Raw genomic sequence first — 14,963 nt, 5'->3', positions numbered from 1 at the left:
GGCCTGCAGAGCGGGCGGCGCATCCGCTCGATTCGGTCGAGTGAACGGAAGCGTTCGGTCGATCCGATCGGGTGAACGGAACATTCGGTCGATCCACGGACGCGGCCGGACCCGCTCGGCCGACCGGCGCGCGGGCGGTCAATGGTCCCGATGTCGGTGCTCGCCGGTACCCTCACCGCGTGGCCCTCTACCGGAAATACCGACCGGCGACCTTCGCGGAGGTGGTGGGGCAGGAGCACGTCACCGAGCCTCTGAGCACCGCCCTCGACGCGGGACGCATCAACCACGCGTACCTGTTCTCCGGCCCGCGCGGCTGCGGCAAGACCTCGTCCGCCCGCATCCTGGCGCGCTCCCTGAACTGTGTTCAGGGCCCGACGTCGACTCCGTGTGGGACGTGCCACTCCTGTGTTGCTCTCGGTCCCGGCGGTCCGGGCAATCTCGACGTCATCGAGCTGGACGCGGCCAGCCACGGCGGTGTCGACGACACCCGCGAGCTGCGCGACCGCGCCTTCTACGCGCCCGCCGAGTCGCGGTACCGCATCTTCATCGTCGACGAGGCCCACATGGTCACCACGCAGGGCTTCAACGCCCTGCTCAAGATCGTCGAGGAGCCGCCGGAGCACCTGATCTTCGTGTTCGCGACGACGGAGCCGGAGAAGGTGCTGCCGACCATCCGGTCGCGCACCCACCACTATCCGTTCCGGTTGCTGGCGCCGAACACGATGCGTGGACTGCTCGAGAAGATCTGCGCGCAGGAGGACGTCGCGGTCCAGGATGCGGTGTATCCGCTGGTGATCCGCGCCGGTGGTGGCTCACCCCGCGACTCGCTCAGCGTCCTCGATCAGCTCCTCGCCGGTGCGGGTGAGGAGGGCGTCACCTACGCGCGCGCCCTCGCACTGCTCGGCGTCACCGATGTCGCGCTGATCGACGAGGCCGTCGACGCCCTCGCGGCGGGCGACGGGGCCGCGCTGTTCGGCACCGTCGACAAGGTGATGGACGCCGGTCACGACCCGCGCCGGTTCGCTGTGGATCTGCTCGAACGGATCCGTGACCTGATCCTGATGCGTGCCGTCCCCGACGCCGGTGAGAGGGGCCTCGTCGACGCGCCCGGCGATGTCCTCGAACGTATGCGGGAGGAGTCGGAACGGATCGGTCCGGCGACGCTGGCCCGGTACGCGGAACTGCTGCACACCGGGCTCGGTGAGATGCGGGGCGCGACGGCACCGCGGTTGCTGCTCGAGGTGATCTGCGCCCGGATGCTGCTGCCGTCCGCATCGGATGCGGAGTCGGCGGTGCTGCAGCGCCTCGAGCGACTCGAGATCGGTGGGGTGGTCGCAGGGCCCGGCGGCGCGGCGCCCGCGGCCAGGCCGCTCACCCCCACTGCGCCCGAGTCGGCGGGCCCTGCGCCCGACGAACCCGCACCGCGCTTCCTGCGGCCCTCGCAGCGCAAGCAGGCGGAAGCGGATGCGGAGGCCCGTGCCCAGGCCGAAGCTGCGCAGGCCGCGGCTCAGGCGGAGACGGCCGCGCAGGCCGAGGCGGAAGCTGCGGCACGGGCCGAGGCGGAAGCGGCCGCGCGCGCCGAGGCGGAAGCAGCGGCCCAGGCCGAGGCCGCTGCCCGGGCGGAGGCAGTTGCGCAGGCCGCGGCTGCTGCCCGGGCGAAGGCGGCTGCCGAGGCCCAAGCCGCAGCGGAGGCGGAGGCCGCGGCACTGGCCAAGGCGGCTGCCGAGGCCCAGGCCGCAGCGGAGGCGGCGGCGGCACGCGCACGGGCCGTGGCGGCCCAGATGGAAGCGGCGCCGGTGCAGTCCGGTGAACCCCTCGACATCCCGTCCGTCGAACCGTCGCCGCTCGTGCCCGACAGCTTCGACACGGTGGCGGATGCGCTCACGCCCGCTGCCGATCCCGACTTCGCCGAATTCTTCTCTCCGGCAGAGGATTCTGCGGAGCCGGTATCCGAGCCCGAGCTTGAAATCGCCGAGTCTGCCGCCGCCGAGCCGGTCGACACCGAGCCGGTCGACGCCGAGCCGGCAGTCGTGGAGCCGGTGGCGGTCGAGCCGGTCGTCACCGAGCCTGTCGTCACCGAGCCTGTCGGCGTCGAGCCCGAGCTCGTGGCAGTCGAGCCCGCCGTCCCGGAACCGGGAGGCGTCGAGCCCCCGGTGGCCGCGGCGGGAGGCGCCGAGCCGGACGCGGCTGCGATCCGGGCGGTGTGGTCGGAGGTGCGGGCCAAGGTCCGTGAGCACAGCCGCACCGTCGAGGTGATGCTCTCCGGGGCGACGGTTCGCTCCGTCGAGAATGGCACGGTGGTGCTCGTGCACGCCTCCGCCCCGCTCGCGAAGCGGCTTGTCGAACCCCGGAACGCCGACGTGATCCGGCGTGCGCTGCACGACGTGTTCGGCGTCGACTGGTCCGTCGACTGCCAGGTCGGCACCCCAGACCAGGATGTGCCGAGCAGGCCGGCCCCGGTTCGTCAGCAAGCGAAATCGTCTGGTGCGCCGCGGTTCTCGAGGCCGAGTCAGGCGAATGCGGCACCGCAGCCTGCCCGTCCGGCCGGTCCCGAACCGGTCGTCGGGCCGCCGGTCGACGACATCCCGCCGCCCGACGAGCCGGACTACCCCGACGATCCGGGGCCGATGGACTTCGACCCGCCGTCGCCGGATTCGGTGACGGCCGAGGACGAGGAAGAGATGATGGCGGAGGCCGCCGAACCGGCCGACCCGTCCGTGCGGCGTGATCCGAACGACGTGGCACTGGAGTTGCTGGCCGACGTCCTCGGGGCGAAACCGCTCGACGAATGACGCCGCGGCGCAGTCTCGCCGAGCGGGCGCTGGCCCTGGTGAACCGCCGCGCGTCCGGCCCCCAGCCGCCGGTGCGTCAGCCTCTCGACCTGCGTCCGCCCGGTGCTCGCGGCAGCTTCGGGTCGCGGTGGTTCAACTGGGCGCACTACGGGGTGATGGTGCCGAATCTGCCCGAGCCGCATCGATACTTCGGGGTGATGGCAATCGTCGGAACCCCTGAGGCGGCGGTCTTCGCGAACGACTGGGCGATCGAGACGACGCCTCGCGACACCACCACCGTCGTCTCGTCGACGGCGGCGATGACCGGTGGCGGGTTTCTGCACCGCTCGACGTCGCGGGACTGCGAGTTCGCGGCGGACGGCAGCGTGCTGCGATTCGGGGACGAGTTGCTCCTCGAGTCCCGGTATCCCGAGTTCACCGTGCGTCGCACCCATCCGGAGGTCGGAGTCGATCTGCGACTGCGGGCAACCGGTGCGATCAGCCGGTTCTTCGACATCCCCGGCGTGTACCGGCACTGGAGCCTGCTCTGCGAGTACGAGGGCACCGTCACGCACGCGGGCGACGGGCAGGGTGTGTCCGGTCTGTGCACGGTCGAGTACGCCCGCGGCGCCGGTCCGCACAGTGTGTTGCCGCCCGGGTTGGCCTCGCGCGCCAAGCTCCCCGCACGCCTGTTCACCTATCACGTGGTGAACGTCGACGAGGGCACCCAGGTGCTGCTCAGTCACGTCACCGGTCCGGGTGGTGTTCCGCTGCTGCGCACCGCATACCTGCGGACGCGGAGCGGGGACAGTGTCGGCTACACGGCGGGCTGCACCCTCACCGTCGTGCAGGCCGCGGACCGGTCACACCGCACCCCGGACGGTCGCGAGATGACGCTCCCGGAGACCTTCAGGTGGCGGCTGAGCGTCGGCGGTGACGAACTGCTGACGCTGGACTGCACGGCGTCGGGGGACTGGTGTTACGGGCTCGGTGCCGGATACGTCGGAAGCTTTCGCTACGACGGGTGGTTCCGTGGCCGGGCCGTCACCGGCCTGGGCTATGCCGAGTACGTCGACGTTCGCGGCTGAGCGTCAGGCGGTCCGGCGTTGGCGGGCGGCGACGTTGCGACGCGCGAAGTCGACGCTCAGCGCGACGAGTTCCCGGCTTTCCCGCAGGATCGTGCCGAGCACCGGGAACGCGTGGATCTGACCGCTCCACAGATGGGTCTCGACGGTCCGCCCGGCGTGTTCGAACCGACTCGTCAGCAGCTCGACATCCGGCCGCATCAGCTCGTACTCGGCGCACGAGAGGAACACGGGCGGGAACACGGCCGGGTCGGCGTCGACTGGCGAGTCCACGCCGACGATGGCGTCGGGTCCGCCGAGCCAGCGGTCCTTGAGCTTGGCGACCTGGCCCATCGGCAGGTACGCGTCCTTGCGCATGAACTTCGGGTCGTGTCGTTCGAGGTGCACGTTCAGCAGCGGGGAGTAGCCGATCACGGCGGCCGGCCGGGGGAGCCCCTGCAGCGCGGCGATCTCGGCGACCTTCATGGCGAGGTAACCGCCCGCGGAATCGCCGGCGACGACGATCTTCGCCGGGTCGGGACACGATTCGAGCACGGCCCGGTAGGCGGCCATCGCATCGGCGATCGAGGTGCCGACACCGCCGTCCGGCAACTGCCGGTACTCCACCGAGATCACCGGAACTCCGGCGCGGGCGGACAGCAGGGCGCACAGGCTGCGGTGGGTGCCGCGACCACAGAACACGAAGCCGCCGCCGTGCAGGTAGAGGATCGTCGCATCGGCCAGCTCGTCGGTCGCGACGTGGCGGTGCGTGACCCGCTCGCACGGAACCCCACCCAGGGTCAGGTCCTGGACGGTGCTGCCGGGTGGGGCGGGCAGGCGGTCGACGTAGGTTTCCAGCTTGGCAAGGATCCGGATGCCGCCGTCGGTGGCCGGCCAGATCGTGAACAGCGGTTTGACGACGATTCGCGTGAACCCCGCGATCAGCCGCGCTCGAATGCTGACGTCCCAGTGCCAGACGGTGTTCTCCCCGGTGCGCATGAGCGTCCCCCTGTGTGTGACCGTGTGTCACGCATACGATAGGTGGCCGCGGTCGGTCTCGCCCGGTTTCGGGCGCGCCGGGGTCAGGCCCGTTCCGCCTCGCGGGCCCGCAGGCGTTCGCGGGTCTCCTCGAATCGGCGCGCCGAGCGTTCCAGCTCAGCCAGATGGGCCGCGAGCCGTTCCCTGGCCTGCTCACCGACCGGACCGACGTCGGTCCGGTCGAACACCTGCCAGATCCTCAGCACCGGCCACACCACCTCGTCGAGGTGCTGGCGCAGATCGTAGACGCCGTGCCGCGCGAGCAGTGCCGCATTGCGGCGGAAATTGGGCATCGACATCCCCGGCATCTGGAAGCGGACCAGGATCTCGGTGAGCGCGTCCATCGCCGCATCGGGCGCCACGTCGAGGGCGGCACCGGCAAGGGAACGGTAGAAGACCATGTGCAGGTTCTCGTCGGCGGAGACCCGGCTCAGCATCCGCTCGGCGACGTCGTCCGCGCAGGCCCGGCCGGTGTTGCGGTGCGCGAGCCGGGTCGCGAGCTCCTGGAACGTCACGTACGTGACCGAGTGCAGGAAGGACTCGTCCAGGGGCGACGACACCCCCGTGGTCATGTGCTGCATCCGGAACCGCTCGAGTTCGACCGGATCGACGGCGCGGGTCACCGTCAGGTAGTCCCGGATCACGATGCCGTGGCGGTTCTCCTCGGCCGTCCACCGGTTCACCCACGTTCCCCACGCCCCGTCCCGGGAGAAGCTGCCCGCGATCTCCCGGTGATAGGACGGCAGATTGTCCTCGGTCAGCAGGTTGGTCACCATCGCGACCTTCGCGACCTCGGTGAGTCGGGACTGGCCGGGCTCCCAGTCGTCGCCGCCCATCGGGGCGAAGTTCCGGCCCTCGTCCCAGGGCACGTACTCGTGGGGATTCCAGTCGCGGGCCATCGACAGGTGCCGGTTCAGCAGCGCCTCGACGGTCGGTTCGAGTTCGCGCAGGAGTGCGGCCTGGTTCGGTGTCGCGATCGCCATGGGAAGGGCTCCGGTGCGATGAGGTCAGCCCCGCAGGGACTGGGAGGGGGAAGTGCCGTACTTGTTGCGGTAGGCCGCCGCGAAGCGGCCCGTGTGGGTGAATCCCCACCTTTGCGCGATCTCGGTGACGGTGCGGCTGGGGTCCGCATCCAGGAGTTCTTCGTGTGCCCGCTGCAGCCGAATGTCGAGCAGGTACTCGGACGGGCTGCGTCCAACGTACCTGCGAAACCCCTCCTGCAGGCGGCGAACGCCCACCCCGGCGCACTCGGCCATGTCGCCCGCCGTCCACACGCGGCCGGGGTCGGCGTGCAGGGCGTCGACCACCCGCTTGACGATCCGCGGCCGCGGCGTCGGAGCCGCAGTCGACGGCACGGCCGCGAGGACCAGTGCCGTCGTGACGGCACCGGCCAACTGGTCGGCGACGAGGGCGTTGCCGAGCACCCCCGGATCGTCCGTGAGCTGCTGCGCGAGCGAGACGACCAGACGCAGCCAGCTCGCGCCCTCGGGAGTGGTGAGGTCGACCTGCCGGGGCAGCTGCCGCTCGGTCTCGAGAACGCGGAGTATTTCGCGGTCGAGGTGGGTGCGATCGATGCCGACCCCGAGGATGTGGCAGGCCCGGTCCCATTCGACGATCCGTGTCGCAGTGTCGGGTGGGCAGATCGTCGCCTGCCCGACCGCGGAGGTCACCTCGGTACCGCGGATGACCGATGTCAGGTGACCCGTGAGCGGGATGTTGACGGCGTAGCCGCCCGGGTGGGCGGATTCGACGGTTACCTCCGTACCCCACCCGATGCGGGCGAGCCGGATCGGCCCGAGGTCCGCGTTGCGCAGCACCAGCCCAGGAGTGCTGTCCGGGGACAGCCGGATCAGGTTGTGCGGGAAGTACGCGTCCGATGCGATCCGGGACGCCTCCTCCCAGTTGTCCGGGATCTGGGGAGCCCCCGGCCGGCCCGAGTGCTCGGGTGTGGACAGCGCGGACAGATCGGATGCGTCGAGAAGACTCGGAGGCGAGGCGGCCGGCACCGGCGTGTTCGCAGGATGGAGCATCGGCTCGCTCACCTCCTGTCCGCCAACCTCCCCGGGCGCGGGGAGGACGTCATCCGATGTGGCGGGCGCCCCGGTCGAGGGCACGCCTTTCGGCGTCGGCGTGGTCGGTCGGTTGCACGCCGCCCGTCAATTGAACCTGACCGGCGGGCCCACAGCCAGCGACCGGCCGAACTCATATTCACGAATCGGGCACGCGAGCGGCTGCGCAATGTGTACTTTCGGTGCGCACAGCGGATCGCGGTGGTGGCATCGATGACGTAGCGTCGGACCACTCAGCCGGGCCCGGTGGTGCGGTGCGACGACGAGGGAGTGCGTGACATGCCGTTACAGCGACTCGACTCGTCGTGTCCGGACGGTGAGTTCCCGGGCCCTGCGAAGCTGACCCTGGTTCCGAGCGCCGAACAGGAAATGAGAAGTGCCGGGCCCCTGCGGATGCTCGGCATCGTGCGGACGCACTCCGGTGATCCGATTCCCGATGCGCGACTCGACTGGTGGCATCCCGTCGACGACGACGCCGCCGCGACCGGCCTGCCCGTCGAGCCCAGCGGATCCGCGGTGACCTGCGACCGCGGCAGCTTCGACGTCGTCGCCGGCGCCGCGGACGAGCACATGCGGGTGGTGGTGCGGGCCGACGGCTACGCCCCGCTCGACGTGCGACTGGTCCCGCTGCCCGGGCTGCCGCCGATCTCGCCGCCGATCACCCGGTCCGGGCGGGCGCCGCTGGCGGTACGTCCCGGTGCCGCCGACCACGTCGAGTGCTGGTGCGAGTTCGCGCTCACTCCCGGGGAGACCGTCCACTCCGTGTGATTTCCCGGCCGTCCGGGTCATCGGCCCCTGGTGGCCGGGACGCCGGGCGGCACATCCTTTGCTGCAGTCGATCCGCCAGCGGGCGGGGCAGTGAAGGAGACCGCACATGAGCATCAGCAATTCGGTGGCGGCCGCATCCGCCGATCCGGCCCCCGACGCGCTGGCGACCCAGCGTCGAGCATGGGTGGCGGCCGGTGTCGTGGCCGGTCTCGCCGGCGTGGTCGGCATCCAGGCCAGTGGGGGCGTGACCGCCGTCTACGACGAGACGATCGCCGGGAACCCGGTCGCGATCGCCGAACGACTGGCCGACCAGCGGACCATGATCCTGATCGAACACACCGGGTTCGCGGTCGCCGCGCTCGCGCTGCTGGTGTTCGCGGCGGGCCTGGCCCGGCTGATGGCCGCGCGACTGGCACCGGCGAGTGTGCTGCCGCAGGTCGCGGCCGGGGGGCTGATCGTGACGTCCGCGATCTCCCTGATCGGCACCGGTCTGACCACCGAACTGGTCTTCGGGCTGTCCGAGGGCACGAAGATGGTGCCGGAGTTCGCCGTGGTCGGGGCGCACTGGCTCGGCACCATCCCGTGGCTGTGGGCGGCCGCCGGCGTCAGCGCCCTCGCGGTCGCGGTGGCGTCCCTGCGGCACGGTGCGCTGCCGAGGTGGCTCGGCTGGACCAGCGTGGTCCTCGGCGGATTGACCGCGCTGTTCGGAATCTCGCCGCTGCAGTACATGGCCGGATTCACCGGTCCGGTGTGGGTGCTGGTCTGCGCTGTCGGACTGTGGTTCACGGGCCGCAAGCGCTGAACCTGTGCGCGTTTCTGGTAGTCCTGGCTACCGGAAACGCGCACGGGCGTCGCCGGAGCCGGGAAGGGTGTGACGAGTGAGCGAGCGATACGAGGGGTCGGTGGGCGGCGGTGCGCCGGTGCCCGCCGCTGCGCTCGCCGTCACGGCCTGGCTGCTCGCAGTGCTGTCGGTGGTCGCCTTCCTGGCGGCGGAGCCGACACTGGACGCGAACCAGCTGTTCTTCCTGGTCGACGTCGTCGGGGCGGCGGTGTACGGCACCGTCGGCGGCGTGGTGCTGGCCCGCAGGGTGCATCCGGTTCCGATCATCCTGGGCCTGGGTGCGATCGGGATCGGGCTCGCCGCGCTGAGCTACGCCTACACCGAACTGGCGGCCGTCCGGCCCGGATTGCCCGCGGTCGCGGCGATCGAGCCGCTGCAGAACACCGCGTGGATCCCCGGCACCCTCGCGCTGTTCCTGGTGGTGCCGTGGCTGATCCGCGACCAGCGGCTCGACATCGTCGCTCGCGCCGGGTTGGTCGCCGGAGTGGCAGCGACGGCGTGGTTCTTCGTCGCCCGCACCTGGAGCGACGTCGCCGCGATCTGGCTCGTCGCGCCGGTCGTGGCGGTCGGACTGGTTGCGGCGGGCGACGCGGCGCGGAGGGCGCGCCGCGGCCCGGTGGAGGAACGGGTCGGTCTCGGTTGGCTGGCAGTCGGTACCGCGCTGATGGCGCTGTCGTTCGTCCCGCTGGCGCTGCCGTCGTCGTGGCCGCACATGTGGATGATCACCCCACTCGTCCACCTCGCGGTGCAGGCGTTCTACCCGGCCGCGATGTTGGTGGCGGTGCTGCGTCAACGGATGTGGGGACTCGATCTGGCCGTGAGCCGTGCGGTGCTGGCCGGCACGCTCACGGTCGGGTTGATCGCCCTGTATGTGGTGACCGCGACGGCGCTGGCGCAGCTGCTCCCGTCGTCGGATTCTGTTCTCGCGCAGGCCGTCGCGGCCGGCGCCGTGGCAGTGGCCGTGCAGCCGGTGCGATCGTGGCTGCAGCGTCGCGTGCACGACCTCGTGTACGGGTCCGGCGCGGATCCGGCGCGCGCGGTGCGTGACCTGGGCAGCCGATTCGCGACGGCCGCCGCGCCGGACGAACTGATGGGGGAGCTCGCCGCCGGGGTCGCCGCGGCGCTGCGACTGGAGTCGGTGACGGTCTGGCAGGCGGGGGATCCCGAACCCGTTGTGCGGTACGGGCATCCGACGGGCCGGGAGACGATGGTCGAGCTCGTGCATAGGGGTTCTCCGGTCGGCGGGCTCGCCGCGACGGCGCCCCCGGGCGAGTCGCTCGACGAGCGGGACCGGAAAGCGTTGCAGGAGCTGGGTTCGGTCGTTGCCACCGGCCTGGTGCTGGTGCGGGCGACGCGAGACCTGGATGCGGCCCGCGACCGGCTGTCCACGGTCCGGCTGGAGGAACGGCGGGTGATCCGGCGGGAGCTGCACGACGGTCTCGGACCGTCGCTCGCCGGGATCCGCCTCGGGCTGCAGGGGGTGCGGAATCTGCTCGGGGTGGACCCCGACGCCGCGGCCCGGCTGCTGGATTCGCTGCAGCAGCAGCTCGATCACCAGGTGGAGGGCGTTCGCTCCTTGTCGCGCACCCTGTTTCCGCCGATCCTCGACGAACTCGGCCTCGTCGCGGCCCTGCACGATCTCGCCGCGCAGCACGCCCGCGCCGGGTTCGTCCTCGCCGTGGACGCGCAGGTACCCGCGACGATCGACCCGCTCGCGAGCGCGGCCGCCTATGGCATCGCGGTCGAGGCGGTGTCGAATGCGCGCCGCCACAGCGGCGCGGACGGCTGTCGGGTCGAGGTGTGCGCCGCACCCGGTTCGACCGCGGGGGAGTTGACCGTCGTCGTGCACGACGACGGGCGCGGCTTCGATTCGGAGCACGTCGGCGGCGTCGGCACCCGCTCGATGCGGGAACGGGCCGGGGCCCTGGGCGGCACCCTGGTGATCGACTCGCCGGCGTCGGGAGGCACGCGGGTGGCCGCCCGGATACCGTTGGCCCCAACATGACCGACCACACCGTCACCGCCATCCGAGTCGCCGTCGTCGACGACCATCCCGTGTTCCGGCTCGGGATGGTCGCACTGCTGTCCACCCTCGACGGGATCGACGTGGTCGTCGAGGCCAGTTCCGTCGCGGAAGCGGCGACCGCGGTGACCTCGGACGTGGACGTGGTGCTGATGGACATTGAGCTCGGTGACGGTTCCGGCGTGGAGGCCACCCGGGACCTGCTGGCCCGCCTGCCCGCGCTGCGGGTGCTGATGGTGACGATGCACGAGGACGACGACGCCCTCGTGGCGTCGGTCCGCGCCGGCGCCCGCGGCTACCTGGTCAAGGGGGCCGGCCCGGACGAGGTGGAGCGGGCCGTGCGAGCGGTCGCGCACGGCGACCTGTTCCTCGGGGCGGCGGTGGCGGAGCGGGCGATGGGATTCATGGCGGCTTCGCGGGGACTGGCGCCGACGGTCTTCCCCGAGCTGACCGATCGGGAGCGGGAGATTCTCGACCTCGTCGCCGCCGGCCACGACACGTCCACCATCTCCCGTCGCCTGGTGCTCAGCCCGAAGACGGTGCGCAACCACACCTCGAACATCCTGACCAAGCTCGGCGTGCCGGACCGGTCCGCGGCGATCGTGCGGGCCCGGGAGGCGGGTCTGGGCTGACGGGCGCGGTGCGGTTGGTCGGCACGGCCGCGGTGCGGTTGATCGGCACGGCCGCGGTGCGGTTGATCGGCACGGCCGCGGCACGGTTGATCGGCACGGTCACAGGTCTCGCTCGCTTCGGTCCTAGACCCCATTTTGGAACACGTTCTACTATGGCGTGCATCGGGGTGTCTGCCTCGGGTCGGCGCACTCGCGGGTGCCCCGGCACCACGTTGGATCCGCAGAAGAACCGCTCGCACGCGGCGCAGCCGTGCACAGGAAGGAACACCGTGACCACAGAGGCGTTCATTTATGAAGCCATCCGAACCCCACGCGGCCGGGGCAAGTCGTCCGGCTCGTTGCATTCGGTGAAGCCGATCGACCTCGTCACCGGCCTGATCGACGAGCTGCGGGTGCGGTTCCCCGACCTGGACGAGGACCGTATCTCCGACGTGATCCTCGGTGTGGTCTCCCCGCTCGGCGACCAGGGCGCCGACATCGCCCGGACCGCGGTGACCGTCGCCGGGCTGCCGGAGACCGTCGGTGGCGTGCAGATCAACCGCTTCTGCGCGTCCGGCCTCGAGGCCGTGAACATGGCGGCGCAGAAGGTGCGGTCCGGCTGGGACGAGCTGGTCATCGCCGGCGGCGTCGAGTCGATGTCCCGGGTGAAGATGGGCTCCGACGGCGGTGCCTGGATGCTGGATCCGGCCACCAACTTCGACACCTACCTGGTGCCGCAGGGCATCGGCGCCGACCTGATCGCCACCATGGAGGGCTTCTCCCGCGAGGACGTCGACGCGTACGCGGTCCGTTCGCAGGACCTCGCGGCGAAGGCGTGGGCGGGCGGCTACTTCGCCAAGTCCGTCGTCCCGGTCAAGGACATCAACGGCGTCACCGTCCTCGACAACGACGAGCACATGCGTCCGGGCACCACCCTCGAGTCGCTGGCCGGGCTCGCGCCTGCGTTCGCGGGCATCGGCGCGATGGGCGGCTTCGACGCCGTCGCGCTGCAGAAGTACCACTGGGTCGAGAAGATCAACCACGTCCACCACGGCGGCAACAGCTCCGGCATCGTCGACGGCGCCGCTCTCGTCCTCGTCGGCTCCGAGCGGGCAGGCAAGGAGATGGGCCTGACCCCGCGTGCCCGCGTCGTCGCGACCGCCACCTCCGGCGCCGACTCGACGATCATGCTCACCGGTCCCACCCCGGCCGCGCACAAGGTGCTCGCCCAGGCCGGGCTCACCGTCGACGACATCGATCTGTTCGAGATCAACGAGGCGTTCGCGTCGGTCGCGATGAAGTTCCAGAAGGACCTGAAGATCCCCGACGAGAAGCTCAACGTCAACGGCGGAGCGATCGCGATGGGTCACCCGCTCGGTGCGACCGGCGCGATGATCACCGGAACCATGGTCGACGAGCTCGAGCGTCGCGGCGCCAAGCGGGCCCTGGTCACGCTGTGCATCGGCGGCGGCATGGGCGTGGCCACCATCATCGAGCGCGTCTGACGCTCACCGGACAATCAGGAGAGACGAAACAGTGAGCGATCAGAACATCATCAACTGGGAGCAGGACGCCGACGGCATCGTCGTGCTCACCATCGACGACCCGAACCAGGGCGCGAACACCATGAACGACCGCTACATCTCGTCGATGAAGGAGACCGTCGACCGGCTGTACGCGGAGAAGGACACCGTGACCGGTGTCGTGCTGACCTCCGGCAAGAAGACCTTCTTCGCCGGCGGCGACCTGAAGAACATGATCAAGTCGGGTCCCGACGACGCCGAGTACATCTACCACCACAGCCTCGCCCTCAAGGCCGACCTGCGTCGCCTCGAGACGCTCGGTAAGCCGGTCGTGACCTGCATCAACGGCGCGGCGCTCGGCGGTGGCCTCGAGATCGCGCTGGCCACCCACCACCGCATCGCCGCGGACGTCAAGGGCGTCAAGATCGGTCTGCCCGAGGTCACCCTCGGTCTGCTGCCGGGCGGCGGCGGCGTCGTCCGTACCGTCCGCAAGTTCGGCCTGATGACCGCGCTGACCCAGTTCCTGCTGCAGGGTCAGCAGCGCGGGCCGCAGCAGTCGCTCGAGGTCGGCCTGATCGACGAGGTCGTGTCCTCGGTCGAGGAACTGGTGCCCGCCGCGAAGGCGTGGATCAAGGCGAACCCGGACAAGGGCGTCCAGCCGTGGGACGAGAAGGGTTACAAGATCCCCGGCGGCACCCCTGCCACCCCGGCGTTCGCGGCGAACCTGCCCGCGATCCCGGCGAACCTGCGCAAGCAGATCAAAGGCGCCAACATGCCGGCGCCGCGCGCGATCCTCGCGGCCGCGGTCGAGGGCAGCCAGGTCGACATCGACAACGCGCTGAAGATCGAGTCGCGCTACTTCACCTCGCTGGTCACCGGCAACGTCGCGAAGAACATGATCCAGGCGTTCTTCTTCGACATCCAGACCATCGGCTCGGGTGCGTCGCGTCCGAAGGACATCCCCAAGCGTGAGATCAAGAAGGTCGGCGTCCTCGGCGCCGGCATGATGGGCGCAGGCATCGCGTACGTGTGTGCCAAGGCGGGAATCCCGGTCGTGCTCAAGGACGTCGCGATCGAGGCCGCGGAGAAGGGCAAGGCGTACTCGGAGAAGATCGAGGCCAAGGCGCTCTCGCGGGGCAAGACCACCGAGGAGAAGTCGAAGGCGCTGCTCGACCTCATCACGCCGACCGCCGATCCGGCCGACTTCGCCGGCGTCGACTTCGTCGTCGAGGCCGTCTTCGAGTCGCCCGACCTGAAGAAGAAGGTGTTCCAGGAGATCGAGGACATCGTCGACGCGGACGCCCTGCTCGGATCGAACACCTCGACGCTGCCGATCACCGATCTGGCGACCGGCGTCAAGCGTCCCGAGGACTTCATCGGCATCCACTTCTTCTCGCCCGTCGACAAGATGCCGCTGGTCGAGATCATCCGCGGTGAGAAGACGTCAGACGAGACCCTCGCGCGCGTCTTCGATTTCGTGCAGGCGATCCGCAAGACGCCGATCGTCGTCAACGACTCGCGTGGCTTCTTCACCTCGCGCGTGATCGGCACGTTCGTCAACGAGGCCATCGCCATGCTCGCCGAGGGCATCGAGCCGGCCACCATCGAGCAGGCGGGCATGCAGGCCGGTTACCCGGCGGCGCCGCTGCAGCTCTCGGATGAGCTGAACCTGACGCTGATGCAGAAGATCCGTGCGGAGTCGAAGGCCGCCGCGATCGCCGAGGGCAAGACGCTGCCGCCGGACCCGGCCGGTGACGTCATCAACGTCCTCGTCGAGGAGAACGGCCGCAAGGGTCGCCTCGGCGGTGCGGGCTTCTACGACTACGAGGACGGCAAGCGCGTCGGCCTGTGGCCGGGCCTGCGCGAGGCGTTCAACTCCGGATCGGCGACCCCGCCGCTCCAGGACCTGATCGACCGCATGCTGTTCATCGAGGCGCTCGAGACGGTCAAGTGCTTCGACGAGGGCGTCATCACGTCCACCGCCGACGCCAACATCGGCTCGATCATGGGCATCGGCTACCCGGCCTGGACCGGTGGCGTCAGCCAGTTCGTCACCGGCTACGAGGGCGGCGTCGCCGGATTCGTGGCCCGCGCCGAGGAACTCGCCGCAAAGTACGGCGAGCGCTTCACCCCGCCTGCTTCGCTCAAGGCATAGGCAGCTCCGCTGCTCGTGCGTGGTTTGCGGGTCCAGGGACCCGCACGGTGGGGTCGAGTTCGGCTCCCCGCGACAGCATCTCGGCGAGGGTGACGTCCTC

The 14,963-nt window shown here is 70.6% G+C and carries 11 protein-coding genes; 8 read left to right on the top strand and 3 right to left on the bottom strand.

The window, feature by feature from the left end:
- The first annotated feature begins 179 nt into the window (after positions 1-179).
- A complete protein-coding gene (locus tag ACWEPG_RS24325; RefSeq protein ID WP_452595525.1) occupies positions 180-2,792 on the top strand; it encodes a DNA polymerase III subunit gamma and tau in 2,613 nt (870 codons plus the stop codon).
- Positions 2,789-3,859: a DUF6670 family protein gene (locus ACWEPG_RS24320; protein WP_452595524.1), complete on the top strand. Its 1,071-nt coding sequence runs from the start codon at positions 2,789-2,791 to the stop codon at positions 3,857-3,859. Before ACWEPG_RS24325 ends, ACWEPG_RS24320 begins: the two co-directional genes overlap by 4 nt.
- Before the next feature lie 3 nt (positions 3,860-3,862).
- On the opposite strand, the gene ACWEPG_RS24315 is transcribed toward ACWEPG_RS24320, so the two are convergent.
- From ACWEPG_RS24315 to ACWEPG_RS24305, 3 genes are all read right to left on the bottom strand, one after another.
- Entirely contained in the window at positions 3,863-4,834 is a 972-nt protein-coding gene (locus ACWEPG_RS24315) for an alpha/beta hydrolase (RefSeq protein WP_452595523.1), read from the bottom strand.
- Positions 4,835-4,917: 83 nt separating this feature from the next.
- On the bottom strand, positions 4,918-5,856 hold the full coding sequence (locus tag ACWEPG_RS24310) for an acyl-ACP desaturase (RefSeq protein WP_450117000.1): 939 nt from the start codon (positions 5,854-5,856) through the stop codon (positions 4,918-4,920).
- Positions 5,857-5,880: 24 nt separating this feature from the next.
- A complete protein-coding gene (locus ACWEPG_RS24305; RefSeq protein ID WP_452595522.1) occupies positions 5,881-6,903 on the bottom strand; it encodes an AraC family transcriptional regulator in 1,023 nt (340 codons plus the stop codon).
- Between the two features lie 318 nt (positions 6,904-7,221).
- On the opposite strand from ACWEPG_RS24305, the gene ACWEPG_RS24300 reads away from it, so the two are divergent.
- The 6 genes from ACWEPG_RS24300 (at position 7,222) to ACWEPG_RS24275 (ending at position 14,863) form a co-directional block, all read left to right on the top strand.
- Entirely contained in the window at positions 7,222-7,710 is a 489-nt protein-coding gene (locus tag ACWEPG_RS24300) for a hypothetical protein (RefSeq protein ID WP_450117002.1), read from the top strand.
- Positions 7,711-7,816: 106 nt separating this feature from the next.
- A complete protein-coding gene (locus ACWEPG_RS24295; RefSeq protein WP_452595521.1) occupies positions 7,817-8,512 on the top strand; it encodes a hypothetical protein in 696 nt (231 codons plus the stop codon).
- A gap of 76 nt (positions 8,513-8,588) precedes the next feature.
- On the top strand, positions 8,589-10,556 hold the full coding sequence (locus ACWEPG_RS24290) for a sensor histidine kinase (protein WP_450117004.1): 1,968 nt from the start codon (positions 8,589-8,591) through the stop codon (positions 10,554-10,556).
- Positions 10,553-11,206 (top strand): response regulator, encoded by a 654-nt coding sequence (locus tag ACWEPG_RS24285; RefSeq protein ID WP_450134111.1) that lies wholly within the window; start codon positions 10,553-10,555, stop codon positions 11,204-11,206. The genes ACWEPG_RS24290 and ACWEPG_RS24285 overlap by 4 nt, the downstream gene beginning before the upstream one ends.
- 269 nt (positions 11,207-11,475) lie before the next feature.
- On the top strand, positions 11,476-12,690 hold the full coding sequence (locus ACWEPG_RS24280; protein WP_450117006.1) for an acetyl-CoA C-acetyltransferase: 1,215 nt from the start codon (positions 11,476-11,478) through the stop codon (positions 12,688-12,690).
- 31 nt (positions 12,691-12,721) lie between these two features.
- A complete protein-coding gene (locus ACWEPG_RS24275; protein ID WP_450117007.1) occupies positions 12,722-14,863 on the top strand; it encodes a 3-hydroxyacyl-CoA dehydrogenase NAD-binding domain-containing protein in 2,142 nt (713 codons plus the stop codon).
- The last annotated feature ends 100 nt before the right edge of the window (positions 14,864-14,963 follow it).

This window comes from Rhodococcus sp. NPDC004095 (assembly GCF_053604015.1).
The sequence above is the reverse complement of the archived record's forward strand: the minus strand, read 5'-3'. Positions and strand labels throughout refer to the sequence as shown.

Coding starts and splice junctions, on each gene's coding strand:
- ACWEPG_RS24320 (WP_452595524.1), top strand. CDS start 2,789: ATGACGCCGCGGCGCAGTCTCGCCGAGCGGGCGCTGGCCCTGGTGAAC.
- ACWEPG_RS24315 (WP_452595523.1), bottom strand. CDS start 4,834: ATGCGCACCGGGGAGAACACCGTCTGGCACTGGGACGTCAGCATTCGA.
- ACWEPG_RS24310 (WP_450117000.1), bottom strand. CDS start 5,856: ATGGCGATCGCGACACCGAACCAGGCCGCACTCCTGCGCGAACTCGAA.
- ACWEPG_RS24305 (WP_452595522.1), bottom strand. CDS start 6,903: ATGCTCCATCCTGCGAACACGCCGGTGCCGGCCGCCTCGCCTCCGAGT.
- ACWEPG_RS24300 (WP_450117002.1), top strand. CDS start 7,222: ATGCCGTTACAGCGACTCGACTCGTCGTGTCCGGACGGTGAGTTCCCG.
- ACWEPG_RS24295 (WP_452595521.1), top strand. CDS start 7,817: ATGAGCATCAGCAATTCGGTGGCGGCCGCATCCGCCGATCCGGCCCCC.
- ACWEPG_RS24285 (WP_450134111.1), top strand. CDS start 10,553: ATGACCGACCACACCGTCACCGCCATCCGAGTCGCCGTCGTCGACGAC.